Raw genomic sequence first — 26,948 nt, forward strand, 5'->3', positions numbered from 1 at the left:
CTCGGCTCCTACTGAGGGGTTTTGACGGCGAGAACCGGGATCGGGGATTGCAGGATGAGGCGCTGGCTCACGCTGCCGAGGAGCGCCTTGCCGACCGCGCTGCGGCGCTTGACGCCGATCACGAGGCGTTCGATGTCGGGCCGGTCGTCGATCAGATCGAGCACGGCGGTCGCGGGATCGCGGTCGCCGCGGCCGATCCGGTCGAGGACGGTCACTCCGTCGTCCGCGAGGGTGTGCACCTCTTCGGGTTCGGTGAGGGAGAGGTTCACCACCAGCAGATCGGTGTCCAGCATCGCGGCTTCCTTCTTGCCGGCGAGGAGGGCGTGTGATCCTTCGGAGGTATCGGTCACTGCTACGAGCACTGTCATGGGATCAACCTTTCAGGAGACTCGGTGCGTCGCCGGTCACGAATACTCGCGCCGGAACTGCTCTTCGAGTTCCTCGAGGGAGCGGCCGCGGGTTTCCGGGACCTGGGTGGTGATGAAGACGAGAGCCAGCACGCCGAGGCCCGCGAAGATGAAGAAGGTGGCCGCGATTCCCAGTGCCGCCACGAGCGGCGGGAAGACGAGCGCGACAATCGCATTCGCGATCCACAGCATGAAGATGCAGACGCCGATGGCGAAGCTGCGGATCTTCAGCGGGAAGATCTCCGACAGCATCAGCCACACCAGGGGGCCGATCGTGCCCTGCATCGAGAAGACGAACAGAACCACGAACACGAGGATGAAGTAGGCCTTCGCGGTGCCGTCGGGCAGCAGGAAAGCCGACAGGCCGACGAGGAGGTGGAACGTGGTGGTGAGCACGAACCCGCCGATGAGCATCTTGCGACGGTCGATCCGGTTGATCAGGGCGATGCCGGTGAGGACGCCGAGCACGCTGAACAGTCCGTTGAGGGTGTTCGCGACAATGGCTGCGTTGGAGGAGAATCCGGCGTCGCCGAGCAGCTGGGTGCCGTAGTACATCACCGAGTTGATGCCGGTGGCCTGCTGGAACACGCCGAGTCCGACGCCGATGAAGATGAGGCGGCGGATCCATTTCACCGACAGGTCCGCGGGCCCGCCGGTCTGCGCGAGTTTCTCTTCCTCCGCGAGCGCCTGGACTTCCTCCAGTTCGGCGCGTGCCCGCTCCGGGGACCGGACCTGGAGAAGCACGGCAAGTGCTTCGTCGTGCCGATCCTGCGACATCAGCCAGCGCGGACTCTCCGGCATCCTCAGCATTCCGGCGAACAGGACGATGGCCGGAGCGACGGCGATCAGGAGCATGAAGCGCCAGACGCTCTCGTGCTCACCCCAGATGTTGAAGATGACGGCGTTGATCACGAATGCGGCGAACTGCCCGCACACGATCATGACTTCGTTGCGGGAGACCACGCTGCCGCGCCGTTCGGCGGGGGAGATCTCGGCGAGGTAGACGGGCACCGTCGCGGATGCGCCGCCGACGGCGAGGCCGAGGACGAAGCGGAACAGTGCGAGTATCTCCCACGTCGGGGACAGCACGCAGCCGATGGTGCCGATCATGAAGATGATGGCGAGCACCAGGATGTTGTGCCGGCGTCCGTACCGGTCGGACATCCGGCCGCCGATGAGGGCGCCGATCGCGGCGCCGAAGATCAGGATGCTCACCACCAGGCCCTCGGTGAACGAGGTGAGCTGGAGGTCTTCCTTGAGCGGTGCGAGTGCGCCGTTGATGACTCCGGTGTCGTATCCGAAGAGCAGGCCGCCGAAGGTGGCGACGACGGCGATGACGCCGAGCCTGTGCGAGTGCCGTCCAGGCGCGTCGGCGGGCAGGTGCTGGGCGGTAGTTCGGGTGAGATCGCTGGCCATGAACATCTCCTCGACGTATTCCATGTGCAGAACACGTAATGTGTTTATGTCCGGACAAAGCTAACCCATTGTGACTCGGGGCACAACGGCTGGCCGATCGTCGGGTGGCTCTCACGGCACGATCGACCACTACCTACCGACGAGTAATAGAACGAATGATCTGTTATCGTTCGCCGTATGCCCAGGCCACGCGTCCACGACCTCGACGCCGCGCTCGATACCGCCGAACGGCTGGCCGTCGACGGCGGACCGAGTGCGGTGACACTGCGGGCAGTCGCCGCCGCCACGGAAATGTCCAACGGCGCCATCTATCACGCATTCGGCTCCCGCGGAGGGCTCGTCGGACGCGCATGGTTGCGGGCGGCGCACCGCTTTCTCGACCTGCAACAGGAATCGGTCGAGCACGCGCTGGAGCGGGGTCCCGTGGACGCCGTCGTCGCGGCCGCCGACACCCCGGCCGTCTTCGCCGAGAAGTTCCCGCAGTCGTCGCGGCTCCTGCTCACCGTGCGGCGCGACGAACTGCTCGGATCCGACGTCCCCGAGGACGTTGCGGACGAGCTGGCGCGCCTCGACTCCGTGCTCGTCGAACTGTTCGTCCGGTTGGCACAGGCGTTGTGGGGGCGCAGGGACGGTCGCGCGGTCGAGGTGATCGAAGCGTGCGTCGTCGGACTCCCTACCGGACTGCTGCTCCGTGCCCGGCGGAAACCGGACGACGCCATGCGCCGACGCCTGGAGGCGGCGGTCCGGGCCGTCCTCGCTCTCGACCCCCCGTCCCCGGGGAAACGTCACGACAGCACCACGAAAGGTTCCTGATGACCGCCACTCTGACCTACCGCGACAAGATTGCCGTCCTCGACCTCGGCGAAGACGAGAACCGTTTCTCCCCCGAGTGGCTCGACACCGTCGACGGTCTCCTCGACGACGTGCTCGAGCAGGGCGCGCAGGCCCTGGTCACCACGGCCACCGGAAAGTTCTACTCCAACGGCCTCGATCTGGACTGGCTGCTGGCCAACGGCGACCGCGCCGACTGGTACGTCGGGCGCGTGCAGGCCCTGTTCAGCCGAATTCTGACGCTGCCGCTGCCGACGGTGGCCGCCGTCAACGGGCACGCGTTCGGCGCCGGCGCCATGCTGGGGATCGCCCACGACTACCGGGTGATGCGGTCGGACCGTGGGTTCTACTGCTTCCCCGAGGTCGACATCCACATTCCGTTCACGCCGGGCATGGCGGCGCTGATCCAGGCCAAGCTGACGCCGCAGACCGCGATCACCGCCATGACCACCGGCCACCGGTACGGCGGCACCGAGGCGCACACCAGCGGGCTGGTCGACGGGACCGCGCCCGAAGGCGCGGTCCTGGGTGCCGCTGTCGACCTGATCTCGCCGCTCGCGGGGAAGGACGCCGGCACGCTCGGTGCGATCAAGTCGACCATGTTCGCGACGGCCGTCGCCGCGCTCGCCTCGGGGCGGTCGTGACCGACGCGAAACCTACTGGGCGAGAGTAGGGGTCATTCTCCGGGCACGTGGAGGATCAGGGCGTCGCCCTGTCCGCCGCCGCCGCACAGTGCGGCGGCGCCGGTTCCACCGCCGCGTCGCTTCAGCTCGAGCGCGAGGTGCAGCACGACCCGCGCACCCGACGCGCCGAGCGGATGTCCGATGGCGATGGCGCCGCCGTTCACGTTGACCTTCGACGGGTCGATTCCGAGTTGCCGGGTCGACTCGATGCCGACGGCGGCGAAGGCCTCGTTGATCTCGACGAGATCGAGGGCGGCGGCGTCGAGTCCCTCTCGGGCGCAGGCCTTGTCGATGGCGTTGGCGGGCTGCTGCTGGAGCGTCGAATCCGGACCGGCGACGACGCCGTGGGCGCCGATCTCGGCGATCCATTCGAGTCCCAGTTCCTCGGCCCTGGCCTTGCTCATCACCACGACGGCCGCGGCGCCGTCGGAGATCTGCGACGCGGACCCTGCGGTGACGGTGCCGTCCTTGCTGAACGCGGGACGCAGCTTCGACAAAGACTCCGCCGTGGTGTCGGCGCGGACGCCCTCGTCCTCGGTGACGACGACCGGCTCACCCCTGCGCTGCGGGATGGTGACGGGAACGACCTCGTCGTCGAAGAGGCCGTTCTTCCACGCTGCCGCGGCGCGCTGATGCGAGGCGGCGGCGAAAGCGTCCTGCTCCTCGCGGCCGATCTTGTCGGTGTTCACGTTCCGGGTCTCGGTGAGTGCGCCCATCGCCTGGTCGGTGAAGATGTCGTAGAGGCCGTCGTACGCGAGGTGGTCGACGAGGGTGGTGTCGCCGTACTTGAAACCGCCCCGTGAACCCGGGAGCAGGTGCGGCGCCTGGGACATCGACTCCTGCCCGCCGGCGACGACGACGTCGAACTCGCCGGCGCGGATCAGCTGATCGGCGAGCGCGATGGCGTCGAGACCGGACAGGCACACCTTGTTGACGGTCACGGCGGGCACCGACATCGGGATGCCCGCCGCGACCGCGGCCTGCCGAGCCGGGATCTGACCGGCGCCGGCAGTGAGGACCTGCCCCATGATCACGTACTCCACCAGTTCCGGTGCCACCCCGGCCTTGTCGAGGGCGCCCTTGATGGCGATGCCGCCGAGGTCGGATCCGGAGAGGGTCGCGAGCGAACCCGTCAGCCGGCCGACGGGGGTCCGGGCCCCGGCGACGATGACGGACCTGGTGCGTGCAGTCATGGGTATGTCCTTGGTTTCGTGTCGGATGTCGGTCAGACGAGCGCGGATTCGCGGATTTCGAGCGGGGTTCCGGTGGCGGCGACGACGTCGTCGACGGTGACACCTGGCGCGACCTCACGCAGGGCGAGGGTGCCGTCGCCGACCACGTCGATGACGGCGAGGTTGGTGATGATGCGGTTGACGACGCCCTGGCCGGTCAGCGGCAGGGTGCAGGTGTCGATGATCTTGGGGTTGCCGTCCCGGTCGGTGTGCTCCATGAGGACGATGACGCGGCTCGCCCCGTGCACGAGGTCCATCGCGCCGCCCATGCCCTTGACCATCTTGCCGGGGACCATCCAGTTGGCGAGGTCGCCGGTGCGGGAAACCTGCATGCCACCGAGGACGGCGGTGTCGATGTGGCCGCCGCGGATCATGCCGAACGACAGCGCCGAATCGAAGAACGCGGCGCCGGCGTTGACGGTGACCGTCTCCTTGCCCGCGTTGATCAGGTCGGCGTCGACGTTCTCGTCGGTGGGGTACGGGCCGGTGCCGAGGATCCCGTTCTCCGAGTGCAGGGTGACGGTGACGTCGGTGCCGAGGTATCCGGGGATGAGCGTCGGCAGTCCGATGCCGAGGTTGACGTATTCGCCGTCGACCATCTCCGCGGCCGCGCGGGCGGCCATCTGGTCACGTGTCCATCCGTTGGTGCCGGTCATCGAGTGGCTCCTTCCGTGCTGCTGACTGTCCGCTTCTCGATCCGCTTGTTCTGGGGGCCGGTCTCGACGATGCGCTGTACGAAGACTCCGGGCAGGTGCACCTGGGCGGGATCGATGGTGCCCGCGGGGACGAGTTCCTCGACCTGCGCGATGGTCACCTTCCCGGCCATGGCCGCGAGGGGGTTGAAGTTCAGGGCCGTCTTGTCGAAGACCAGGTTGCCGGCGGTGTCGCCGCGCAGCGCGTGGACCAGGGCGAAGTCGGCGGTGATGCCGAGTTCGAGGACGTAGCGCTTGTCGCCGAACTGCCGGGTTTCCTTCGCGGGTGACGCGAGCGCGACGGAACCGTCGGCGGCGTAGCGCCACGGCAGGCCGCCGTCGGCGACCGGGCTGCCGACACCGGCAGGGGTGAAGAACGCGGGGATGCCCGCACCGCCGGCCCGGAGGCGTTCGGCGAGCGTGCCCTGCGGGGTGAGTTCCACCTCGAGCTCGCCGGAGAGGTACTGGCGGGCGAATTCCTTGTTCTCGCCGACGTAGGACGCGGTGACACGGCGAATCTGGCGACTGCCCAGCAGGATCCCGAGCCCGTGGTCGTCCACACCGCAGTTGTTGGAGAAGACCTCGAGGTTCCCGACACCCGAGTCGGCGAGCGCGCGGATCAGCGCGTCGGGGATTCCGCACAGGCCGAATCCGCCCACGGCGATCGTCGCGCCGTCGGACACGTCCGCGACAGCTTCTTCCGGGGTGTCGAACACTCTCGATCCCATGTGCATCCTTTCTTCTGGCCGCCGAACCCGGCGATACCGCCTTCCCGCGACATTTTCGTCCATCCAGTGGACGGCCTCTGCGACGGGCTTTGCTCCACTAAAAGGGCTCGCTTCATGCATTTCAAGGAGTTCGGACATGTTGTTCGCGGTCTGGACGTCGTGGACTAGAGCGTTCACTGAGTGGACGTATACTCCGGTCATGAACGAGGCGCAGCGGCCACAGGTCATCCACCGGGTGGGATCGATCCTGCGGGCCGTCGCGGCGCTCGAATCGTCGGGAGCCTCGACGTCCGCCCTGGCGCGTGAGACAGGCCTCGCCCGCCCCACCGTGCATCGCCTCCTCGTCTCGCTGGCCGAGGAGGGGCTGGTCGACCGCGACCTGAAGTCGGGCAAATGGTCGCTCGGACCCGAGCTGTACCTGCTCGGCTCGCTCGCCGCCAGCAGGTACGACATCACGGACCGCTCCCGCGACATCCTCCGCGATCTCGCCCGCGAGACCGGCGAAAGCGTGTTCCTGTCCGCTCGCCGCGGCGACGAGACGGTCTGCATTGCGAGCGAGGAGGGCAGCTTCCCGCTGCGCTCGCACGTGCTGCACATCGGAATCCGATTTCCGCTCGGGGTGGCGACGGCGGGGATGGTCATCCTGTCGCACCTGCCGGACCGCGAGATCGACGAGTACCTGGCGCGCGCGGACGTCACCGGCGAATGGGGGCCGCAGCACAGCCGGGAGAAGATTGCCGAGCGCATCGCGGAGACCCGCCTCAACGGCTACACCGTCAACCCCGGGCTGCTCGTCGAGGGCAGTTGGGGGATGGGCGCCGCCGTCTTCGACACCCAGGGATCACCGGCCTGGGCGCTGAGTATCACCGGGGTGGAGAGCCGGTTCCGTGAGGAACGACGCCGCGAACTGGGAGAATTCCTCCTCCGCGAGGCGCACCGGCTCACCCAGCTACTTGCCGACCGGCCGCGGAGCCGCGGCTGAACCAGCGGTCGGGCCCCGCCTACGCGGCCTTCCGACGACGTCCCGGCCGCCCGTGGCGGGTGTCGATGGTCCACACGTGCGTGCAGTCGGGGCACTGCAGGTGCACGGTGGTTCCCTGATTGCTCAGCAGGTACTGCCAGTGCCGGTGGCAGTTGCGGCCGGACCCGCAGTCGCCGCAGGACGAGCCGTGGTCGCAGCCCGGGCAGGGCAACCAGGCACGACGGGAGAAGTCCGCGGTGGGATCAATCGGCAACACGGCCCACCGTCCGATCCGGGAGCACACCTGCCTGCACCAGTTCGTCGTAGATGCGCTGCTGCTCGGGGTCGAGCCCGGAATACAGCATGTCGTAGGCCCGCTCTTCCTCCGCCAGCACGGCTACGGGATCCCAGTCTTCGCCGATCGCTTCGAGGACAGCGGTGCGCCGACGCGCTTCGTCCAGCGTGAGGTCGAGAGCGAACGAGAGTTCGGAGTCGCTACCCATGTGGTCACCTTCGTTTCGCAGTCGCCGACATCGAACGGGCTCCGACGTCGAAGGGGCCAGGGTCACTCGAGCCTGCCCAAGATCACAATGACCTGGATCACGTCGATCGAAAGTGTTGCGTCGTGTTCACAACGACGCGCCCCGTCGTCCGGGTGGACGACGGGGCGCGGGTGTTCCGGTGGTGCGGGTGGGTCAGGCCTGAAGGCCGGCCTCGATCTCGAGGGTGATGGTGATCTTGTCGCCGACGACGGCGCCGCCGCCTTCGAGGGGCATGTCGATGGTGATGCCGAAGTCCTTGCGGTTGAGGACGGTGGTGGCTTCGAAGCCGGCGACCGGTCCGTTGCCCATGCCGGGGTTGACGCCGTTGAACTCGAGGGCCAGCTCGACCTGCCGGGTGACGCCGTGGAGGGTGAAATCGCCCTCGATGACGTAGTCGTCGCCCTTGGTGCGGACGGCGGTGGAGGTGAAGGTGGCGGTGGGGTACTGCTCGGCGTCGAAGAAGTCGGCGGACTTGATGTGGGCGTCGCGGTCGGTGTTCTTGGTGTCGATGGAGGCGACCTGGATTTCGGCGGTGACGGCGGTGGTGCCGTCCTCGGCGACGGTGATCGCGCCGGCGAAGTCGTTGAACGTGCCGCGGACCTTGCTGACCACGAGGTGGCGGACGGAGAAGCCGACGGTGGAGTGGACGGTGTCGATGGTCCAGGTTCCGGCGGTGAGGTTGGGGAGGGTGGCGGTGGCGGTGGTCATGAAAACTCCTTGACGGTGAACGGCACTCGAATCGAGGTAATTGAATCTGCAACTACTAAGTTAGAGAGAAGTCGTTGCAATGTCAACTAAAATCTGGGAAAGGTGGGTGAAGTGCGGTTACGGCTTCGGGTGGACCGGGTGGCGGCTGACGATGGAGATCCGGTTGAAGGCGTTCATCGTGACGGCGATCCAGCTCACCGTGGAGATCTCCTGCTCGGACAGATACCGCCGCGCGAAGGCGTAGTCGGCGTCCTGACTGTGTGCGTCCGGGAGGGTGGTGATCGACTCGGCCAGGGTGAGAGCCGCGACCTCGCGTTCGGAGAACAGTGCCGTCTCCCGCCAGGCAGGCAGGACCGCGAGGCGCTGCTGGGTCTCGCCCGCCGCGAGCGCTGCGGCGACGTGTACGTCCAGGCAGTACGCGCAGCGGTTGATCTGGGAGACGCGCACGTTGATCAACTCGACGAACCGACGCTCCATGCCGGCCTCGATGGTCGCGTGACGGATGGCCTTGGCGACGCCGATCTGCGCCTGATAGACGGCTGGGCTCTGCTTGTCGATGTGGACGTAGTCGTTCTGCGCTGAGGTGCTGCTCATGACCAGCCTTTCCGGTGGGTGGATCAGGGGTTTTCCAGCAGGTGGGCGCGCATTTCGCCGAAGTCGTGCCCGAGGATGGCGACGTCCCGGGGGCTGAGCAGGTCGAACATGTCGCGGCGCACCTCCGCCACGTGTCCGGGGCTGGCGGCGGCGAGCTTCTCGGCGCCGGCGTCGGTCAGTTCGGCCAGCATTCCCCGCTTGTCGTCCTTGCACTCCAGCCGCCGCACCCAGCCTGCCTCGACCAGCCGGCTGATCGCCCGGGTCACGCCACTGCGGGTGGTGGTGACCGCGTCGGCGAGTTCGCGCATCCGCAGTTGCCGCTGCGGCGCCTCCGACAGCACGACGAGAAGTTCGAAATCCGTGAACGAGATGCCGGAGTCGCGGGTGAGCTGCCGATCGAGCGCCTGCAGGAGTAGTCGGGTGGCGTCCAGGTAGGCGCGCCACGTGTTCTGTTCTTCGGCGCTGAGCCATCTGGTCGGTTCCACGGGACCAGCATATCTCAAGTAGTTGACAGCGCAACTACTTGGTGTACGGTGGTGATAGTTGAAAGCGCAATCATCGGCGTTTCGCGGAGAGGGGTTTGGGCAATGAGCACCACAGACGAGCAGGAGCGCTCCCAGAGGTTCGCGGCGCAACGCGACCGGATCCGCGCCGAGCACCTGAAGCCCGTGTCGTCGCGGCCGGCCTCCTCGGCCCGCGGGCTTCACCACACCGCGCTGATCAGCAGCGACGTCGAGCGCACCGTCCGGTTCTATCAGGATCTCCTCGAGTTCCCGCTGACCGAACTGATCGAGAATCGCGACTACCCCGGGTCTTCGCACTTCTTCTTCGACATCGGCAACAGCAACCTGCTCGCCTTCTTCGACTTCCCGGGCCTCGACATCGGGCCGTACCAGGAAGTGCTCGGCGGACTCCATCACATCGCGATCAGCGTCGAACCCGACCGGTGGAATCACCTGCGCACGAAACTGGTCGACGCCGGCGTCGAACTCATCGAACACAGCGAGGTGTCGCTGTACTTCCGCGACCCCGACGGTGCCCGCCTCGAACTCATCGCCGACCCGCTCGGCGAAATGTACGGCTCACACGTTCTGTGAAAACCCTGCTGTGAAAACTCTGGAAAGGATTCACTCATGACTGCCGCCCTGACCCCGCCGCGCCTCGACGTCCGCCGCGCCGACGACCGCTTCAAGACGAACGCGGGCTGGCTCGATTCCAAGCATTCCTTCTCGTTCAGCAACCACTACGACCCGGCCAACACCCACCACGGGGTGCTGATGGTCAACAACGACGACATCGTCGTCCCCGGACAGGGTTTCGACACCCACCCGCACCAGGACATGGAGATCGTCACCTGGGTGCTCCAGGGTTCGCTCGTGCACCAGGATTCGATGGGCCACTCCGGCGTCATCTACCCCGGACTCGCCCAGCGCATGAGCGCGGGAACCGGAATCCTGCACTCGGAGAAGAACGACTCGTGGCGACTGCAGGGGGACGCCGACGAGCACAGCGATCCGGTCCACTTCATCCAGATGTGGGTCGTCCCCGACGAAGCCGGGATCACACCGGGCTACGAGCAACTCGAGATCGACCACGAGTTGCTCACCGGCGGACTGGTTCCCGTCGCGTCCGGCATGCCGGACCATGCCGATCACTCGGCGATCCGCATCAAGAACAAGTACGCCGCGATGCACGTCGCACGGCTGCAGCCCGGCCAGGCGCCCATCACCCTGCCCGACTCCCCGTTCCTCCACGTCTTCGTCGCGCGCGGCGAAGCCTCGCTGGAGGGTGTCGGCATCCTGGCCGAAGGGGACGCCGTCCGGCTGAGCGGTGGCGGTGGACAGCAGATGAGCACCGACACCGGCGCCGAGATCATCGTGTGGGAAATGCACGCGCAGATCGCCGGGTAGCGCCGCCGCGGCTGCTTCCGTTGGGGTTGCGGAAGCTGCTACAGTGCCCGGCAGCAGTGATCTAAGGAAGGGCCTTACAACCGCGCGAGCGGCGACCCAGGCCCGGGTCCTGCATCCGAAGGAGTTCAGTCCCTTGGACACGGCTTCGACCGTCGTCCGCCGATCCACCGTCGAGTACGCCCCCGATCTGCTACTCGATCTCGTACGCCCCGCCGAGGCAGCGCATCCATTGCCTGCGATCGTGTGGCTTCACGGTGGAGGTTGGCGGCTTCAAGACCGCACTGCATGCCCGGATCTGGTGCAGCACTTCGCAAGACATGGCTACGTCATGGTCGGCATCGACTACCGGCTTGCGCCCGGCACGTGCCACCCCGGCCAGCTCTTCGACGTCCGGCGGGCGGTGCGCTGGCTGCGCGCCAACGCCGCCGGCCACGGCATCGACCCCGACCGGATCGGTGTGTGGGGCTCTTCGGCCGGCGGGCACCTCGCCGCGCTGGCCGGAGTGCACTCGGCCACAACACGATTGCCCGGGGAAGATCCCGTGACCGTCGACAGTGCGGTACAGGCCGTCGTCGACGGCTACGGACCCACCGACCTGCCCGGTCTCGTCGACCACTCCGCCCAGCGGGCACCGGCCGAGGACCAGTCCCCGGAGGCGTCGCTACTCGGCGGCGCGATCCGCGACCGCTTGAACGCGGCGCGATCCGCCAGCCCCGCACTGCAGGTGACGCCCGGAGCGCCGCCGTTTCTGATCATGCACGGACTCGGCGACAATCTGGTGCCGTCCACGCAGAGCGTGGCGTTGTACGACGCGCTCGTCGCCCACGGCAACGACGCCGTCCTCTACCTGATCGAGGGATTCGGGCACGGGTTCTTCAATCCCGGCCACGTCCTCGAACTGGGTCCCGACCAGACCCTCGACCAAGGGCATCTCGAGCGAGATCCGCACGCGTCGGCCTCGACCCACGCAGTGAGCGACTTCGGGCGTGCCTTCACCGAGCGGTACCCCACCGCGTCGTTCGCGGCGGTCGAGGCGTTCTTTTCGCACACTCTGAAATCAGGTACACACGCATGACCATCTTCGACATCCCCGCTCTGGACGACGTCCACACCGCCGCTCCGCAACTCGACACCCTCCCCGGGCGGTGCGTGCCCTACGCCATGGCCGCCGGTGAAGGCGAGCGCCACGAACTCGGCGGGCAACTGATCACCGTCATCGCCCGTCCGGAAGATACAGGAGGACAGTTCGGCGCCGCATATGTGTACGGCGGCAAGGGAACCGAGACCCCGTTCCTCGCCCACGATCGCGAGCACCGCTTCCTGTACGTCACCGACGGACGGCTGCAGGTGTGGTTGCCGGGCGAATCGCACCTGCTCGTGCCGGGCGACTCGGTCACCGTCCCGGCCGGGACGCCGTACGCGTACCGCATGCTCGCGCACCGGACCCGGTTCCTGAGCTGGCTCACCGTCGGCGACGCACACCGGTGGTCGCAGGCCACCGGTCACGCCACCCAGTCGCACGTCTTCGACGCCGCGGCGGCGCCGATGTCGGACGCACGACAGTCCGAACTCGCAGACCGGTTCGGCGTCCGGTTCCACGATCTCGAGAAGAAGGACCTGCCCGCGGTGACGGCCGCGACGCTGCCGGCAGGGGAGACGCCGTATGTGCTGGAGGCCGGCGAAGGCGACCGCTGGGCGAGCCTCGACCAGCTGAACACGTACCTAGCACGGCCCCGGAACACCGGCGGAACGTATTTCGCGATGCACACGATGGGCGGCAAGAGTGCGTACATTCCCCGGCACTTCCATCGCGAGCACACCGAGAACTTCGTCTGCATCGAGGGACGGATCCTCCTGCACGCCAACGGCCGGGAGATCATGTTGACCAAGGGCGACTTCCTGCACGCTCCGGCCGGGACCATCCACAGTTTCGCGTTCGACAGCCACGACACGCAGATGCTCGGCCTGCTGACCACCGGGGTGTTCGAGAAGTTCTTCGAGTACATGAACACCCCGACGAACGCGCACGTGCACACCGAGGGCGGCGACATGCAGTTCCCGGCCGAGGGGTTCGCGCGGGCGCGCGCCGAGCTGGACCTCGAGGTCGTCGGACCGCCACCGGCCCGCGGCGGCGGCAGGTGAGTGTCTGCGTCGGCTGCACACCGTGCTGCCGAACATCGACGACGATTCAGGGGCCGAATCCGGCCCGTGCGGGCTGCGCACGCCTCTGACCTCGGAGTGTGAGACTCGTCAAGTTTGCCCTTTTCGGTTTCCTTGTTGCCTTATCAGTGGCGACACTGGTGAAGCAGGCAATTTACGTGGACGAAACAATGAGGTGAATCGTGTTGGGGCGCTCGAAGGCAACCGTGGTGTACTCGGTGTCGGGTCGACCGTCCAACCCGTTCGCACGACCGGTCGATCGCTACGCGGCCACCCTGAGATCCGTCATCGCCGCACTCGCGGGTATCGCGATCGTGCTCGCCGCCGTGATGGGCACCTGGCAATGGAACCAGGAGAGTGCAAAGGCCGCGCAGCAGCGCGCCACCACCACCCTCGTCACGGCCGTCACCAGCACCGACGCCCCCATCACCATGTCGCCCCGCGGCTCGGTCCGGACCACTCCGATGGTCGAGGCGACGTGGTCCTGGACCGCCGAGTCGCGCACTCAGCGCATCGAGGTCCCCTCGGGGACGCCTGCGGGCACCGAGAAGACCATCGCCGTCGACGCGGACGGCAACTGGGCAGGCCCGAGGGTCACCACCTCGGACGTCGTCAGCGGCGCGGTCGCGGCCGTGCTCCTCACCCTCGCGGCCAGTGCGCTGCTCCTCGGCATGGTGTGGGCGATGTGCGCACGCGCCGTCGAACGCCGCCGCCAGCAGTACTGGGACGAGAGCATCCGCAGGCTGTTCGCCACCTACAGTCGCTGATCCTTCCCTCGAAGGTCACCTCCTGATTGCGCCGTCCCCACGGCGGTTTCGGTGCCCTCGCTCCGGGCTATTCAGGTGATGCCGAGGAAAGGTGGAGCCATGTCCGACAGGGATGCTTCCATATTCGAGAGCGAGCGGGAACTCGACGAGGATTCCGTCCGGAACGCTCAGCGGACCGTCGCCCACCACTCGATCGACGCCGACGACTGCCGGATGCTGCTCGCTGCGCTCGGCATCCCCCTCGTCCGGGGTACCGGCAACGAGACGCTCTCCGGCACGGCCGGTGCCGAAGCGTTGTGACCTGCTCACAGTGACTTCGTTGTGCTGCTCACAGTGACTTCACGGCGAATCTCCAGAGTGCCCGCACCGGGGGCCGTTTGTATGGGTCCCAATCCCCTAACAGCCCTTGGAGGTCCCCATGACGAACCGCCCGCGTCACCACCACGCCGAAGAAGTGCACGAGCACGACCGCGGTCTCAGCCACGACCTGAAGTCGATGTTCTCGCGTCGCCGCGCCCTGTTCGTGTTCGGCGCCGCGGGAGCGACCGCGCTCGCCGCCTGCTCGACGGCCGGCGGCGAGCGGGCGGCGAGCTCGTCCTCGACGACGGACGCGGCAGCGACCACGGCGGACACGGCGACCGACGGCACGTGCGTCGCGGCGGCGCCGCAGGAAACGGCCGGACCCTATCCCGGTGACGGGTCCAACGGCCCGAACGTCCTGGTCGAATCGGGGATCGTGCGCCAGGACATCCGCAGCAGCTTCGGTGCGTACTCCGGGACGGCGGAGGGTGTCGCGACCACCATCGAACTCGACCTGCAGGACCTGACGAAGGACTGTGCGGCGGGCGCCGGAATGGCCGTCTACCTGTGGCACTGCGACCGGGACGGCGAGTACTCGCTCTACGGCAAGGGCATCACCGAGCAGAACTACCTGCGCGGTGTCCAGGTGGCGGATTCGGCGGGCAAGGTGTCGTTCACGTCGATCTTCCCGGCCTGTTACTCCGGGCGCTGGCCGCACATCCACTTCGAGGTGTTCGACACGCTCGAATCTGCGGTGGCCGGGGAGGACGCCCGCCTGACGTCGCAGATCGCGGTCCCGCAGGACGCGTGCGCCACGGTCTTCGCCTACGACACCGGCTACGCGAACAGCGTCTCCAACCTGTCGAAGGTCTCGCTCGATTCGGACAATGTGTTCGGCGACGGCTGGGATGCGGAACTGGCCACCGTGACCGGCGAACCCGCCACGGGTATGACCATCGCGATCACGATCGGCGTCGCCGAGAAGTCGGCGAACACGCAGTCCGCTCCGGCCGGTCCGGGTGGGGGCGGCGGACAGCCGCCGGCAGGAGCGCCCGGCCGGTAGCGCCGGTCCGTCAGCTGACGTGCCACCCCGGAGGCCGGTCGAGCTCGTTCCATTCGCGGGTCAACCGGGCCTGCTGGCGGCGGGACGCAATCCAGTGGACGATCAGGAACAGGACGCAGTAGCCGCCGGTCGACGCCACCCAGATCCCGCACGCGACGCTCACCGCCGTGGCGGCGTTCTGCGAACCGGTCTCCGGTGCGGCGACGAGGTCGCCGTTCGGGCCGAGCCAGACGATGACGGTCTGGCCGGCCTTCGCGCCCGCCGCGGTGGGAACGTCGGCGGTGTGCATCTGCCCGTTCGCCGACCACTGCACCTTCGCGTGGGATTGGTATTGGGGTGACGCGGCTAGGGCCCCCTCGCCGGCGCTCCCTGCGCGGGAGTCCTCCATGAGCGTCGCGGGGGTCGAGTGGTGGGTGGCGAGTTCGACCTGGGTCTGATTGTCCAGCCGAGAGTACGTCTCGGTTCCAACGGCCGCGGCCAGTGGAATCATCAGGAGCACGAACACCACCCCGACGAGGACCAGCGCGGATTGCAGTCGGTCGCAACCCCGCATGAGTGGGTTTCGGCTCCACGGACCCAGACGCCACAGGCGTATCGGCGCTGCACACGTTTCGCTCATCGCGCACCTCCGGGTGGTTGCCCACCACCATTGTGCAACCGAAACGCCTGCGCGTGTAGGGCCTTCTGTCAGGTCTTCCTGCCTGGCGTCCATTCACGCCCCGCCCGCCGAGTCAGACCTTTTGCACGAGGTCCGGCCACGGAGGACGGCGGAGCATGGCGAGGGTGGCGATCACGGCGGCCGCCAGTCCGATGAATTCGCCGAAGAGCGCTACCCGGCTGCCGTCGACGGCGGGCTCCCACGACACAGTGCCGCCGTGGACGACGAAGACGCCGACCGGCGCGGGGCCCAGGATGCCGCGATATCTGGTCACGGTGAGGATGGTGGCTCCGTCGGTCGTCTCGTAGGGCTCGCCGTAGATCCGCGCAGCGGTGGCGTTCGCCTCCGACTGGTTCACCACGTCCCGAATTTTCACCGCGACCCCTCTCACCGTTCGGCCGAAGACCGTTCTCATGATGGCACTCGGGCCTGCCCCCGACGCGGCATTCCGGGATCGCGCGTCAGGCACCGATGCCGGCGAAGGCCTCGGTCAACGCCTCGATGCCCGCGCGGACCGTGGGCCTGTCGTTGTCGGCGCGGCGGAGTGCGTATATCTCCCGCTCGAGTGTGGGACGTACCGGGACGATCGCGATGGTGTCCGGCACCCAGACTCGGGCCAGGCGCGGCACGAGGGCGGCAGCGAGGCCGTGTGCGACGAATTCGAGTTGCGCCGCGAATTCCGGTACTTCGTATCGGATGTCCGGTTCGACGCCGCGGCTGCGGAGTGTCTGCACCAGCCAGGTATGGAACACCGCCCCCTTCTTCCACGTCGTCCACGGCATGTCCGCGATCTCGTCGAGGTCGACGTGGTCGCGGGAGGCGAGGGGATGGTCCCGGGACAGTGCGACATCGGCCGAGTCCCGGTGCACCAGGGTGTGCACGGCGTCCTCGGGCAGGTGCAGGGGCATCGTGACCCAGCTGTCGACGACGGCGAGGTCGAGTTCACGGCGGACGATCGCCGGTATGAGTTCCTCGGTCTCGCCGGCGGAGAAGCTGACCGTGAGTTGCGGGTGCCGCCTGCGCAGCGTGGCCACCGCGGTCGGCACGACGACCCTGCCTGCGGAGGAGAACGATCCGATGCGCAGTTCTCCGACCACGTCGCGATCGAGGGAGACGACCTCGGATTCGGCCTGCGCCAGCAGCGATATCGCTTCCTGTCCCCGGCGGGCCAGGAGCCGGCCGGCGTCGGTGAGCTGAACGCCGCGGCCGGCGGGCACCAGGAGTGTGACGCCGACCTCGCGTTCGAACTTGCCGAGTTGCTGCGACACCCCGGACGGTGTGACGTGCAGGGCACGCGCTGCGGCACCGATCGAACCGTGTTCGGCGACGGCGCACAGCGCGCGGAGGCGCTCCAGACTCAACATGGTAGTGATGCTACTGCTTTCATGACACGACTATTCACTTGTTGTAATGGTTGGGGGCTCGGAGAATTCTCGATGTGACTACTGCCCTCCGTGTGCGTCCCCGTGCCCTCGTCAGCCCCTCGTTCAGCATCGCGTCCGTGGATCCGCGACTGCTCGTTCTGGCGGGTGCGGTGGCAACTTCGCTGACCGGCAGTCTCATCAAATTGTCCGGGGTGGAACCGGCCACGTCGACGTTCTTCCGGTGTGCGCTGGCGCTGCCGATCCTCGGTTTCCTCGCCCTCCAGGAGTTTCGGCGGCACGGCGGCATTCCCCTCCGGGTGATCGCCGCCCAGGTGCTCGGCGGGATGATGCTCGGAGTCGACTTCGCGCTGTGGGCGCGATCGATCCAGATGATCGGCGCCGGGATCTCGACGGTCGTCGTCAACGTCCAGGTCATCGTCGTGCCACTGCTGGCGTGGATCGTCTTCCGTGCGCGGGTGCCGCTCCGGTTCGTGGTGGCGGTGCCGTTCCTGTTCGCGGGAGTCGCCCTCGCCGGTGGAATCCTCGGCGGCAGCGGTGACGGCGACCAGTTGTTCCTCGGAACCCTGCTGTCGCTGGCCGCGGGCGTGGCCTACGGGATCTACATCTTCGTCATCGGCCGGGCGGGATCCGCGCACCGGGCGTCGTCGCAGGTGTTCGTGTCGACGATCGCGGCGGGCGTCGTCGGGACCGCGGTGGGATCGCTCTGGGGAACGGTGGACCTCACGCCGGGCTGGCCCGCGCTGGGATGGTTGGCGGCGCTGTCGCTGAGCAGCCAGGTGCTCGGCTGGGTCCTCATCGGATTCGCCCTGCCGAGGCTCGCCGCCGAGGTCGGTGCCACGTTGCTGCTGCTCCAGCCGGTCCTGGCGATGATGTTCTCCATCGTGATCGTGCACGAGCGTCCGAGCATCGGGCAGTTCGCCGGTTGCGCACTGGTCGTCGCGGCGGTGTGGATGGTCACCCGGGTGCGGCCGGCGGGCCGTCGTTCGGTGACCGCAGGAATCGCCGAAGCACCCGCCGCACGACCCGTGGTCAGGCGTTCCACCCGGTCCGCAGTGTCGGTTCGTCGGCCGGCGGCTCGGGCGGGTGGTGTCGCTGCTTCGCGGTGTACAGCTCACGGTCGGCCCGTCGATACAGCGCGGTGAGCGGGTCGGACTCTCCAGTGCACGACGCGACGCCGAAGCTGAACGAGGTGGGGCTCCGCCGCGCGAGTCGCGCCATCACCTCGGGCAGCTCGGCGTGGTGTTCGCCGACCATGCAGGTGACGAACTCGTCGCCGCCGACCCGGGCGAGCAGGGCGCCGCGCGGCAGGTGCGCGGCGAGGTAGTTCGCCAGATCGACGAGAACCGCGTCCCCCGCGGCGTGGCCGTAGTGGTCGTTGGTCGACTTGAATTGGTCGACGTCGATGAGCGCCAATGTGACGGCGGCCTGCTCCGTGCCCGCGCCCTCGCGCGCGTCCCGGAACGCGAGTTCGAACCCGGCGCGGTTGAGCAGGGCGGTCAGTGCGTCGGTGCTGGCCGATTCGATCAGGGTGCGGGTCAGTGATCCGAACATCTCGGCCGCACCGAGCACACAGGTGACCGCCACGACGAGAACGGCGGCCTTCACGGTCGCGGTGCCCACGTCGACGGGTACCAGTGTGAAGGCGGTGGGGGCGAGAACGACCCCGACCGCCATGAATCCGGTGAGGCAACCAACGAGGAGCCTCGCCTGCAGTTTCGGGTAGAACACGACAAAATACATCGCCAGGAACATCGCCGCGATCGCGCAGAGCAATTGGGCGGCGGCAAGAATGAGACCCGACATCACGATCGGTGTGGCGAGCAGTGCCGCCGCGGTGCTGACCTGGTAGGCCCGCCGTCCCGGCCTGCGTCCGCCTCGGTACAGCACCACGAGTGCGATCAGTCCCAGAAGGATGCCTGCCGAGCGCGCGGCGACGGTCTCCGGCCGGATCGGCAACCCGACCATCGGAGGCAGGACGAACCCGGCCAGGTGCAGCGCCGTCGTGATCCACAGGTAGCGGCGCAGGATGCGCGGCTGATAGTCCTGAAGGACCGTGTCGACGGACGAAGCAGCGAGGGGCCTCACTCTGGTAATTATCCAGGACCGGTCCCGGGAAAGGCGGGTCCTTTGGTCACCGCCCCTCCCGGGGAAACGTGTCAGCGGGTCGTGGCCGCCGGGATCGGCGCGGCGTCGTCGTGCCACGGCGGTGCCTGGATTCCGGCGCCCTCGTACATCGGGAGTCGAATGTCGCTGCCGTACCGGGCGATCTGGTGCCAGGGGCGGTTGAGACCGAACGTGCCGTAGGTGCGGACCCGGGTCACGACGTCGAGGTCGAGGGTGTCGACGAGGATCTCCTCGCCCGAGCCCGCCTGCTGGCGGATGATGCCCTCGGGGTCGACCACCACGCTCGCACCGACGCCGGCCGGGTCGGCGCCGTTGACGTTGACGACGTAGACCTGGTTGGTCCAGGCGTTGGCCCGCGAACAGACGAGTTCCATCTCGCGGTCGCGGGTGGTGGTGAGGGTGGGTTGGATGATCACTTCGGCGCCGAGCCACGCGAGTTGGCGTGCGGTTTCGGGGAAGGAACCGTCGTAGCAGATCGCCAGCCCGATCCGGCCGGTGCCGGGGATGTCGAAGACGACGAATTCGCTGCCGGGTGCGGTGTGCTCGTAGGGCTGCCAGGGGAAGATCTTGCGGTAGCGGGCCACGACCTCGCCGAGCGGCGACACGGCGACGGCGGTGTTGTAGATCCTGTTGTCGTCGCGTTCGTAGAGGCTTCCCGGCACCAGCCACAGGCCGGTCTCCTCGGAGAGCGCGCAGATCCGGTCGAGGTAGGGGCCGTCGAGCGGCAGGGCCACCCGGTCCATCCAGTCGGAGCGGGACTCGAGGAGGGGCGCCTCGGCGGCCAGCAGGAGTTCGGGGACCACGACGAGTTCGACGTGCGGGAAGGTGTCGCGCACGGCGCGGATCTGGTCGGCGAACCGCTGCCAGGTGGCCTCCACGTCGAAGGGGATCGGGGCGGTCTGGATGGCGGCGATGGTCAGTGTGCGCATGGTTCAGTCCTCTGTGACGGTCAGTCGGGTGACGGCGGTGCGGCCGTCTCGGAAGAAGCGGCGGAAGCGGGTGCGGACGAGCACCATCGCGACGGCACCGACCGCGATCGAACCGACACCGAGCAGGAACACCCCGCCGATGCCGTGGAACGAGGTCGCCCCGTAGTCGGGGGCGAGCATGTCGTGGGCGCTGCGCGCGAAGGCGGCGAGCATGATCGCAGCGCCCAGTGCGGGCAGGATGCCTCGGAGGAACAGGTCGCGCGGGGAGTCGTTCAGGCGGTGCCGGAAGTGCCAGACGCAGGCGAGACCGGTGACGCCGTAGTAGAACGCGATGAGCAGGCCGATCGACAGGATGGCGTCGCCGAGGAAGTTACCCGAGACGAGCGTGAGGGCGGTGAGCAGGACCGCGGCGGTCGCCCCGAAGAACACGGTGCCGAACGCGGGGGTGCGGTAGGTGGGGTGAATTCGGGTGAAGGCGCGGGGCAGTGCGCCGTGAGCGCCCATGGAAAGGGTGGCGCGTGAACTCCCGATGACACAGGTGAGCAGCGCCGAGATCGCCGACACGCAGATGGCGAGTTCGACCACCTTCGACAGGCCCGCGCCGAGAACCGGTGGCCCGAGCGTGGCGAGTACGTCGCCCGCATTGTCGGGATTGCCCAGGCCCAGACCGTCGGTGCCGATGCCGGCGAAGCTGATCGCGGCGAATCCGGTGAAGAGGTACGTGCCCAGCAGGACGAGGGTGGAGATCACCGCGGCCTGACCCGGGATGCGGTCGCTGTCGCGGGTTTCCTCGTTGACGGTGATCAGCGCGTCCCACCCCCAGTAGATGAACAGGCACAGCAGCACCGCCTCCGCGAAGGTGCCGAAGCCGCCGAACGCGAACGGGTTCAGCCAGGACAGGCTCGGCGCGGACGCACCGTCACGCGCGAACGCGGCCGCTCCGAAGCCGAACAGGGCGACCAGTTGCAGCCCCAGCAGCACGTATTGCACGGACGCGGCGAGTTGCAGACCGCGGTAGGCGATCGTGGTGACCGCGGCGACGAGCAGGACGGCCGTGACGATCACCGCGACATCGTCGGTCGCCAACGAGTCCAGGCCGAGCAGCGTCAAGAGGTACCCGGCTCCGACCCGGGCGAGTGCCGTCATCGCGATGAGCGTCGCGATCTGCACCACCCAGCCGCCGGACAGCCATCCCGCGTGCGGGCCGAACGCGCGGGTGGTCCAGACGAACGTGGTGCCGCAGTCCGGCATTTCCCGGTTCAGCTCGCGAAAAGCGAACGCGGTCAGAAGGATCGGCACGAAGCCGAGGAGCAGGGCGGCGGGGGCGAGGTTGCCGACGACCATCGTCACGAAACCGAGGGTGACGGCGATGCTGTAGGCCGGCGCGACTGACGACAGGCCGAGTGCGACGGCGGCGAGCAGGCCGACGGAACCGCCCTGCAGGCCCTTCCCGGTGGGTGCCTGCGGTGGGTCGAGGCTTGTCTCGGCGTCGGTGGGGTTGGTCGGCACGGTGACTCCTGAGCTCGAATGGATTCTTTAAACAGAAATTTAAGAACAGTGTGATCTACCTGTCAACAGCTGGGCAGGTATTGTCTAAATTTCTGTATAAGAACTCGGTGAGAATGGGGCGAAGGCAGTGGCGCGGAAGAAGGACCAGGGAGCACGCCGGGCCGAACTCGGCGATGCCGTCCAGCGGGCGGTGCTCGCGCGCGGACTGGAGGGGGTGCGTCTGCGCGACATCGCGGAGCAGGCCGGGGTCACACCCGCGGCGGTGCTCTACTACGGCGACCTCGATGCGCTGATCTACGAGACGTACCAGCGTGCCATCGAGCGCTTCAGTCAGGAGCGCGAGCGCGTCGCCGAACAGTTTTCCGACGCGCGTGACCGCCTCCGCGCCTGCATCGACCACGGCGTCGCCAGCGGGCCGGACGACGAACTGGTCCGGCTGCTGTTCGAGTGCTGGCCGCGATCGCTGCGCGACGCCAAGGCCGCGGCCCTGGACAGTTCCTTGACCGAGCGTCAAATTGCCGTCTACTACGGCATTCTCGTCATCGGGCAGACGCAGGGGCACTTCGCGCTCACCGACCCGCCGCGCATGCTCGCCGCCAATTTCGTCGCGATGGAGGACGGCTACCAGATGGAGGTGCTGGCCGGGCGGCGCAGCCGCGGCGAAGTGATCGCCAGCCTTCACTCCTACGCGCGCGCGGCGACGGGCCACGATCTGAGCTAGGCGAAGTACGGGATACTGGGAGTAACGGATAGGTTGGACGCCCGTCACCGCCCCGGGGCCCGCCCTCGACGACCTGTCCGAATTACTCGACGCCGCGAAGCAGATCGCGGAGACCGCGGAAGGGCTCGCCGTCAGCGCGAAGGGCATCGATCAGAGCGCCGAGATCATTGCCCGTGACGCGGAGAAGATCGCGCACGCCTTGCCCGCGGTGGAGCGGCTGGGACGGCTCGCGGACCGTCTACCCGGGTGAGGGAGACGGTCCGCGGCCGGCCGGTGACGAACGCCGGTCGGGGCTACTGCGCGAGATCGAGCGTGCCCGGTGGGGTGGGGTGCTGGTCGCCGGATCCGGCACCGAGGTCGTCGGCGACCCCGGCGATCGGCATCACGGCGAGGGCATGGTCGAACGCGTCGACGAGCCATTCCCCGGTCACTTCCACCAATTGCACGTCGTCGGCGTCGGGTTGCCGCTGGAAGAACCGCACGACCCACGGGTTCTGTGCGTCCGGATCGGAACTGAGATCCCCCGGCGCGTTGGTGGCGAGCAGATGGATGCCGCGCTCGAAATCGACCCGGACCGCGTAGCCGGCGCCGGTGTTGACCACGGTCGCCGGGCGATGTGCGGCCAGGGCCAGCGTCGTCAGTGCGTCGGCATAACGGGTGGTGTGCTCCACGGTGAGTGGCATGAGCACCTTTCGACTGTTGTGACCGTCGCGCCGCCCGCGGTCTTCGTCATGCAGGCACCCCGCAGATCAATGGGCCGGAAGAACAGACTTCCGGCAGATCACGAGAAGATCGAGGAAGGAGCGTCCTCGCGCACTGTGCGCGATCGCTACGCCAGAACGGAGTACGGACACGTCGGACGTCCCGCGAACTCGGTAGCTGTGTACTCAACTTCGACCAACCGTACGGTGCGTGGCCCGGATGCGCGACACGGGGTCGCCCGCGGGTGGTCTTCTACCCGAGATCGCTCGCGAGGACGCGGCTCTGTTTGAGGGTTTCCAGGATCAGCGAGCTCTCCAGCCGGTCGACGTGCTCGAGCCACTCGGCTTCGAGCATCAACTCGCGCAGGGCTTCCTTCGACGGCAGCCGGAAGTCCGCGACGATCTGGTAATCACCCATGATGATCGCCGCGTACCGGAGAAACGGCTGACCGGCGAGCGCCTCGGCGACCGTCGACACCCGCGACGGCCGGGCCCGGATCCACAGCAGCGCGGCGACGGGTAGGCCGATCAGCGCCGGGTCGAACACCGCGCGAAACGTGAGCAGCCCGGACTGCCGCATCTTGTCGAGGCGTCGTTTGACGGTCTGTTCGGAGATGCCCACGAGCCGGGACAGTTCCTCGAAACTCGCCCGGCCGTTCTCGACGACCAACCGCACCAGTGCCTTGTCCTCCCGGTCGAGGACGACCGGGTCGGTGAATTGCGGCCAGCGGGTCTTCGGGATCCGGCGGATCTGGGCGGTCTGTGTTTCGGTCAGGATCCCCGGTTCCCAGTCGTGAAGCGTACGTATGTATTCGAGCACCGGCGAGATGTCGTCAATCCGTTCTGGATGATGCCGATCCTCGGCATCTTGGGCCTGCGCGCCCGGCACCTCGTCGGGTTCACCGCGGTGCAGCTCGTCTTCCACCTGCCCATCGTGCTCGGACTGTTGTGGTTCCTCGGTAACACGCTCACCTACGACCCGCCCGTGCAACCCTGAGCGGCGCTACAGGTTGTGGTCTAGTTCGAGGAGGGCGTCGAGCCACAGCAGTGCTTCGACGAGGGCCTGCATGCGAACGAGTGCGGTGTCGGCAGGCGCGGGCGGCGGGGGATCGGATCCCTCCCGATGCCTGCTCTGCAGGTGCCTCACGACGGCGGTGAACAGCCACTCGGCGGGCGCGGGCAATTCCTCGTTCAGCTCAGCGGTGTCGTGCACGACGGGTACGACACCGCTGATGAAGCTGTCGACGGCGTCGGTGACACTGGCGGTCGGGTCCGCGACGAGGTCGGCGATGGTGGCGACCATCCACGTCACGACCGCGGTGAACGCCGAGGCGTCGCTCCCGGTGCCGCACGTGATCCGGGAGATCTCGCGGGCGAGCGCGTGGAAGTCGCGGTCGCCGACCAAGGTCAGGAGGCGACCGCCGAGCCGTGCGCCTTCGTCAGCCCCGTCGATCCGCATTCCCACGGCAGGTATTCGGCGCCGTCCCGGTTGAGGATGGGGCCGGGCCGGCGATTGTAGGGTCTCGCGACCTGTTTGCCGATTGGAATATCTCGCAGGGTTCGCTGCATCCGACTGGCAACGCCGCCCTTGAATCTGCTGGACTGAGACGACCTGTTCAATGCCAGGAGTTCCACCAGAGAACGATGGGCACCAACCAGGGCGTCCACACCGTCCAGCTGCCGCCCAACCCGTATGGCGGGACCGGAATCGTCTCTGTTCTTCCCTTGGGTCAGGTGAACGGAAGCGACTGCCACCACCGCACTGCGTTCCCCAGTGCCATGATGGCGGCGGTGATCTCAGGGAAAGCGGCGAAAAACCCCAGGTCCAACATGACGAACTCCTTGGTCGGAAGATGGCTCGGGCAACCTGTGTATCGGGTCTGGACTACGGTGTCGGTTCATTGCTGCGTGTACGACCAGAAATAACAGGAACGGGACCCAGAAGTCACGGTCCAAAGCAATTACCTCCTGCGCTGTGTATCGCCCAACGGAGGCGGATCGGTACAGCTCCGCAATCGGGGCACCCAGAACGATCGGGATCACGCTGTCGACCATCGCGGAACCATGGGGACACCACTTGTCCGCCTACCAGGTCGGGGCGCTTAGTGCAGCAAACTATCGGTGACATTCGTGCTGGCGGCGAGGAAGATCGAATAGAGAAATCAGCTGGTCGCATCTGAGACGAGGCGGAGCCTGACATCACCACAGTCCAGCCTCGCTGGTAAAGAGGACTTCTCCCCAGGAGGCTGCGGTGACAGATGAGGCCGCGTCAGCCGAGACGCCCGTTCGGGTAGAGCGCTGCGACGTCTGCATCGTCGGAGCGGGCATCACCGGACTCAATGCCCTCTTCGTCGCCAGTCAATACTTGTCTCGCTCGCAGAAGGTCATCCTGGTCGATCGCCGCGATCGTTCCGGCGGCATGTGGGTCGACACCTATGCGTATGTGCGACTGCATCAACCGCATGGCCTGTTCACCGCTGGCAACATCAAGTGGACCCTCGGCCAGGATCGTTCCTACCTGGCAACAAAGGACGAGGTGCTCGCTCACTTCGAGCACTGCCTCGACGTGGTCAAGCAACGAGTGCAGGTGGACGAGTACTTCGGCTGGGCGCTCGAGTCACATGACGAGTCCGACGGGATCGTCCGCGTCACCTGCACATCGTCGGACGGCCAACTCATGGTTGTGGAGGCGAAGCGACTGATCAAAGCCAGCGGATTCGGGGTGGTGCCCAACGACCCGATCGAGATCTCCAGTACACGTGTGGTGTCGGTGTCACCTGACTTCTGCGACATGCGGGGCGGCGAGATGCGGGCGAGCGACACCCCTGTGTGGGTCGTGGGGGGTGGAAAGACCGCGATGGACACCGCTCACACGCTGATCACGGAATACCCTGGTCGGGAAGTGAACCTCGTGGCAGGCTCGGGCACGTTCTTTTCGAGCCGCGACCGGTTGTTCCCTGCCGGCGGCCGACGATGGTGGGGTGGCATCTTGGTGACCGGGATTTTCCGGGAATTGGGTCGGCGCTTCGACGGGACCAACGAGACCGAGGTCGCGACCTGGTTGCGCGATACCTACGGCACATGGTTGACCCCCACTACCGGGAACTACCTGCTCGGTTTGCTGTCCGAGTCGGAGAACAGGGCTATTGCCGCCGGCCTGAATGAGGTGATCATGGATCACGTCGTCGATGCCGTGGACCGCAACGGTGAGACCGACTTGGTGTTCCGCAGCGGCTCAGCCAAGACGATTCAACCGGGCAGTTGGATAGTGAACTGCACCGGATACATGCTGCGCGGCGACCACCCCTACGAGCCGTACGTCTCCGACAGTGGTGCGGTCGTCTCGCTGCAGCCACGCTCGGCCACAATGCATTTGACATCGTACATGGGGTATTTCGTGCCCCACCTACTGTTCTTGGACAAGGTCCGGGACGTCCCGCTGTACGAGCTCGACGCGCCGGATCTACGGAAGAAGTCGAATGCGGTATTTCCGTACACGCTCGGATCGCTCGCCATGCACAATCTCAGCCTGATCGTCGACAGCGTCCCGAACAAGGTGTTCCTCGATTGCGGACTCGATCTCGATCGCTGGTATCCGCTGCCACGCCGCATGATCGGAACGGTGCGGTTCATGCTCACCCATCGCCGTGGACGCGAACACCTCCGGCGGACCCTGGACACTGTGCGTGAACGTTTCGATGTTCGCTGCGGCCCACTGAGCGATGCGTAATCATCAGTTCCTGACGCCTCATGACGTCGCAGACCCGCGACGGCGCAGCTTGATCCCGTAGGCGAATCGTCATCCGGTTCTCCGGTAGGCGTTGGTACTCAGCGAGTACGCTGACCTGCAGCAGGGTCGGGACAGTGTTCACGTTGGAGGGGCGCGACATGCGCTGTTCTGCGATTTCTCGGTCGTCCGTCGCCTGG

The 26,948-nt window shown here is 67.2% G+C and carries 33 protein-coding genes; 14 read left to right on the top strand and 19 right to left on the bottom strand.

What is annotated here, in order from left to right:
- Positions 1-8: 8 nt before the first annotated feature.
- Together I1A62_RS28450 and I1A62_RS28455 are read right to left on the bottom strand one after the other, a co-directional pair.
- Positions 9-368, bottom strand: a complete 360-nt coding sequence (locus tag I1A62_RS28450) for a universal stress protein (RefSeq protein ID WP_124391936.1) — start codon at positions 366-368, stop codon at positions 9-11.
- A 36-nt stretch (positions 369-404) separates the two neighbouring features.
- Positions 405-1,847 (bottom strand): sugar porter family MFS transporter, encoded by a 1,443-nt coding sequence (locus I1A62_RS28455; RefSeq protein ID WP_219455602.1) that lies wholly within the window; start codon positions 1,845-1,847, stop codon positions 405-407.
- 153 nt (positions 1,848-2,000) lie between these two features.
- On the opposite strand from I1A62_RS28455, the gene I1A62_RS28460 reads away from it, so the two are divergent.
- Together I1A62_RS28460 and I1A62_RS28465 are read left to right on the top strand one after the other, a co-directional pair.
- Entirely contained in the window at positions 2,001-2,636 is a 636-nt protein-coding gene (locus I1A62_RS28460) for a TetR/AcrR family transcriptional regulator (RefSeq protein WP_124391938.1), read from the top strand.
- Positions 2,636-3,298, top strand: coding sequence for an enoyl-CoA hydratase-related protein (locus tag I1A62_RS28465; RefSeq protein ID WP_124391939.1), 663 nt, complete (start codon positions 2,636-2,638; stop codon positions 3,296-3,298). The genes I1A62_RS28460 and I1A62_RS28465 overlap by 1 nt, the downstream gene beginning before the upstream one ends.
- Positions 3,299-3,330: 32 nt before the next feature.
- Here I1A62_RS28465 and I1A62_RS28470 read toward each other — a convergent pair whose 3' ends face one another.
- The 3 genes from I1A62_RS28470 to I1A62_RS28480 are packed head-to-tail and all read right to left on the bottom strand — an operon-like array spanning position 3,331 to position 5,989.
- On the bottom strand, positions 3,331-4,530 hold the full coding sequence (locus I1A62_RS28470) for an acetyl-CoA C-acetyltransferase (protein ID WP_219455604.1): 1,200 nt from the start codon (positions 4,528-4,530) through the stop codon (positions 3,331-3,333).
- A gap of 32 nt (positions 4,531-4,562) precedes the next feature.
- Positions 4,563-5,225: a 3-oxoacid CoA-transferase subunit B gene (locus I1A62_RS28475; RefSeq protein WP_124391941.1), complete on the bottom strand. Its 663-nt coding sequence runs from the start codon at positions 5,223-5,225 to the stop codon at positions 4,563-4,565.
- Positions 5,222-5,989 (bottom strand): CoA transferase subunit A, encoded by a 768-nt coding sequence (locus tag I1A62_RS28480; RefSeq protein ID WP_124391942.1) that lies wholly within the window; start codon positions 5,987-5,989, stop codon positions 5,222-5,224. Before I1A62_RS28480 ends, I1A62_RS28475 begins: the two co-directional genes overlap by 4 nt.
- A 199-nt stretch (positions 5,990-6,188) precedes the next feature.
- On the opposite strand from I1A62_RS28480, the gene I1A62_RS28485 reads away from it, so the two are divergent.
- Complete coding sequence (locus tag I1A62_RS28485; RefSeq protein WP_124391943.1) at positions 6,189-6,971, top strand: IclR family transcriptional regulator; 783 nt, start codon at positions 6,189-6,191, stop codon at positions 6,969-6,971.
- A gap of 19 nt (positions 6,972-6,990) precedes the next feature.
- Here I1A62_RS28485 and I1A62_RS28490 read toward each other — a convergent pair whose 3' ends face one another.
- The 5 genes from I1A62_RS28490 to I1A62_RS28510 form a co-directional block, all read right to left on the bottom strand.
- On the bottom strand, positions 6,991-7,227 hold the full coding sequence (locus I1A62_RS28490; RefSeq protein ID WP_124391944.1) for a hypothetical protein: 237 nt from the start codon (positions 7,225-7,227) through the stop codon (positions 6,991-6,993).
- Positions 7,214-7,453, bottom strand: a complete 240-nt coding sequence (locus tag I1A62_RS28495; RefSeq protein WP_072949576.1) for a DUF6400 family protein — start codon at positions 7,451-7,453, stop codon at positions 7,214-7,216. The genes I1A62_RS28490 and I1A62_RS28495 overlap by 14 nt, the downstream gene beginning before the upstream one ends.
- Positions 7,454-7,645: 192 nt before the next feature.
- Positions 7,646-8,200, bottom strand: coding sequence for a YceI family protein (locus tag I1A62_RS28500; protein ID WP_219455605.1), 555 nt, complete (start codon positions 8,198-8,200; stop codon positions 7,646-7,648).
- 117 nt (positions 8,201-8,317) lie between these two features.
- Positions 8,318-8,794 carry a carboxymuconolactone decarboxylase family protein gene (locus tag I1A62_RS28505; RefSeq protein WP_219455607.1) on the bottom strand — a complete coding sequence of 159 codons (477 nt, stop codon included), beginning with the start codon at positions 8,792-8,794 and terminating at the stop codon, positions 8,318-8,320.
- A gap of 23 nt (positions 8,795-8,817) precedes the next feature.
- Complete coding sequence (locus tag I1A62_RS28510; protein WP_219455608.1) at positions 8,818-9,279, bottom strand: MarR family winged helix-turn-helix transcriptional regulator; 462 nt, start codon at positions 9,277-9,279, stop codon at positions 8,818-8,820.
- Positions 9,280-9,381: 102 nt separating this feature from the next.
- Here I1A62_RS28510 and I1A62_RS28515 point away from each other — a divergent pair, with 102 nt between their 5' ends.
- The 7 genes from I1A62_RS28515 to I1A62_RS28545 all read left to right on the top strand — a co-directional run bounded on the left by I1A62_RS28515 (position 9,382) and on the right by I1A62_RS28545 (position 14,994).
- On the top strand, positions 9,382-9,891 hold the full coding sequence (locus I1A62_RS28515) for a VOC family protein (RefSeq protein WP_087555282.1): 510 nt from the start codon (positions 9,382-9,384) through the stop codon (positions 9,889-9,891).
- Positions 9,892-9,927: 36 nt separating this feature from the next.
- Positions 9,928-10,704 (top strand): pirin-like bicupin family protein, encoded by a 777-nt coding sequence (locus tag I1A62_RS28520; RefSeq protein WP_219455611.1) that lies wholly within the window; start codon positions 9,928-9,930, stop codon positions 10,702-10,704.
- A gap of 133 nt (positions 10,705-10,837) precedes the next feature.
- Complete coding sequence (locus tag I1A62_RS28525; protein WP_219455613.1) at positions 10,838-11,779, top strand: alpha/beta hydrolase; 942 nt, start codon at positions 10,838-10,840, stop codon at positions 11,777-11,779.
- Complete coding sequence (locus I1A62_RS28530) at positions 11,776-12,846, top strand: quercetin 2,3-dioxygenase (protein ID WP_219455614.1); 1,071 nt, start codon at positions 11,776-11,778, stop codon at positions 12,844-12,846. The genes I1A62_RS28525 and I1A62_RS28530 overlap by 4 nt, the downstream gene beginning before the upstream one ends.
- Positions 12,847-13,046: 200 nt before the next feature.
- Complete coding sequence (locus tag I1A62_RS28535) at positions 13,047-13,631, top strand: hypothetical protein (RefSeq protein ID WP_124395273.1); 585 nt, start codon at positions 13,047-13,049, stop codon at positions 13,629-13,631.
- Between the two features lie 99 nt (positions 13,632-13,730).
- Positions 13,731-13,931: a hypothetical protein gene (locus I1A62_RS28540; RefSeq protein WP_219455616.1), complete on the top strand. Its 201-nt coding sequence runs from the start codon at positions 13,731-13,733 to the stop codon at positions 13,929-13,931.
- Between the two features lie 118 nt (positions 13,932-14,049).
- Positions 14,050-14,994 carry a dioxygenase gene (locus I1A62_RS28545; protein WP_219455618.1) on the top strand — a complete coding sequence of 315 codons (945 nt, stop codon included), beginning with the start codon at positions 14,050-14,052 and terminating at the stop codon, positions 14,992-14,994.
- 10 nt (positions 14,995-15,004) lie between these two features.
- On the opposite strand, the gene I1A62_RS28550 is transcribed toward I1A62_RS28545, so the two are convergent.
- The 3 genes from I1A62_RS28550 to I1A62_RS28560 form a co-directional block, all read right to left on the bottom strand.
- Complete coding sequence (locus tag I1A62_RS28550; protein WP_219455619.1) at positions 15,005-15,613, bottom strand: hypothetical protein; 609 nt, start codon at positions 15,611-15,613, stop codon at positions 15,005-15,007.
- A 112-nt stretch (positions 15,614-15,725) separates the two neighbouring features.
- On the bottom strand, positions 15,726-16,028 hold the full coding sequence (locus I1A62_RS28555) for a hypothetical protein (protein ID WP_192582071.1): 303 nt from the start codon (positions 16,026-16,028) through the stop codon (positions 15,726-15,728).
- Between the two features lie 85 nt (positions 16,029-16,113).
- Positions 16,114-17,016 (bottom strand): LysR family transcriptional regulator, encoded by a 903-nt coding sequence (locus I1A62_RS28560; protein WP_124395277.1) that lies wholly within the window; start codon positions 17,014-17,016, stop codon positions 16,114-16,116.
- Between the two features lie 74 nt (positions 17,017-17,090).
- Here I1A62_RS28560 and I1A62_RS28565 point away from each other — a divergent pair, with 74 nt between their 5' ends.
- Positions 17,091-18,179 (top strand): DMT family transporter, encoded by a 1,089-nt coding sequence (locus I1A62_RS28565; protein ID WP_219455621.1) that lies wholly within the window; start codon positions 17,091-17,093, stop codon positions 18,177-18,179.
- On the opposite strand, the gene I1A62_RS28570 is transcribed toward I1A62_RS28565, so the two are convergent.
- The 3 genes from I1A62_RS28570 to I1A62_RS28580 form a co-directional block, all read right to left on the bottom strand.
- Positions 18,067-19,122, bottom strand: a complete 1,056-nt coding sequence (locus I1A62_RS28570) for a diguanylate cyclase (protein WP_124395279.1) — start codon at positions 19,120-19,122, stop codon at positions 18,067-18,069. The genes I1A62_RS28565 and I1A62_RS28570 overlap by 113 nt on opposite strands.
- Before the next feature lie 71 nt (positions 19,123-19,193).
- Complete coding sequence (locus I1A62_RS28575; RefSeq protein ID WP_124395280.1) at positions 19,194-20,090, bottom strand: carbon-nitrogen hydrolase family protein; 897 nt, start codon at positions 20,088-20,090, stop codon at positions 19,194-19,196.
- Positions 20,091-20,093: 3 nt separating this feature from the next.
- Positions 20,094-21,599, bottom strand: coding sequence for an APC family permease (locus tag I1A62_RS28580; protein ID WP_219455623.1), 1,506 nt, complete (start codon positions 21,597-21,599; stop codon positions 20,094-20,096).
- Positions 21,600-21,726: 127 nt separating this feature from the next.
- Here I1A62_RS28580 and I1A62_RS28585 point away from each other — a divergent pair, with 127 nt between their 5' ends.
- Complete coding sequence (locus tag I1A62_RS28585) at positions 21,727-22,320, top strand: TetR/AcrR family transcriptional regulator (RefSeq protein WP_219455625.1); 594 nt, start codon at positions 21,727-21,729, stop codon at positions 22,318-22,320.
- Positions 22,321-22,613: 293 nt separating this feature from the next.
- On the opposite strand, the gene I1A62_RS28590 is transcribed toward I1A62_RS28585, so the two are convergent.
- The gene (locus I1A62_RS28590) at positions 22,614-23,003 is read right to left on the bottom strand and encodes a hypothetical protein (RefSeq protein ID WP_225858420.1); all 390 of its coding nucleotides are present in this window, start codon (positions 23,001-23,003) and stop codon (positions 22,614-22,616) included.
- Between the two features lie 271 nt (positions 23,004-23,274).
- Entirely contained in the window at positions 23,275-23,841 is a 567-nt protein-coding gene (locus tag I1A62_RS28595; protein ID WP_219455626.1) for an Lrp/AsnC family transcriptional regulator, read from the bottom strand.
- Between I1A62_RS28595 and I1A62_RS28600 the strand changes: the two genes are divergently transcribed.
- The gene (locus tag I1A62_RS28600) at positions 23,815-24,018 is read left to right on the top strand and encodes a TIGR00366 family protein (RefSeq protein WP_257890568.1); all 204 of its coding nucleotides are present in this window, start codon (positions 23,815-23,817) and stop codon (positions 24,016-24,018) included. The genes I1A62_RS28595 and I1A62_RS28600 overlap by 27 nt on opposite strands.
- 6 nt (positions 24,019-24,024) lie before the next feature.
- Here the strand turns inward: I1A62_RS28600 and I1A62_RS28605 are convergent, their stop codons facing one another.
- Positions 24,025-24,480, bottom strand: coding sequence for a hypothetical protein (locus I1A62_RS28605; RefSeq protein WP_219461495.1), 456 nt, complete (start codon positions 24,478-24,480; stop codon positions 24,025-24,027).
- A gap of 792 nt (positions 24,481-25,272) precedes the next feature.
- Between I1A62_RS28605 and I1A62_RS28610 the strand changes: the two genes are divergently transcribed.
- Positions 25,273-26,751 carry an FAD-dependent oxidoreductase gene (locus tag I1A62_RS28610; protein WP_219455628.1) on the top strand — a complete coding sequence of 493 codons (1,479 nt, stop codon included), beginning with the start codon at positions 25,273-25,275 and terminating at the stop codon, positions 26,749-26,751.
- Positions 26,752-26,948 lie beyond the last annotated feature (197 nt).

It is taken from the genome of Rhodococcus sp. USK10, assembly GCF_019378875.1.
GTDB lineage: Bacteria > Actinomycetota > Actinomycetes > Mycobacteriales > Mycobacteriaceae > Rhodococcus_F > Rhodococcus_F pseudokoreensis.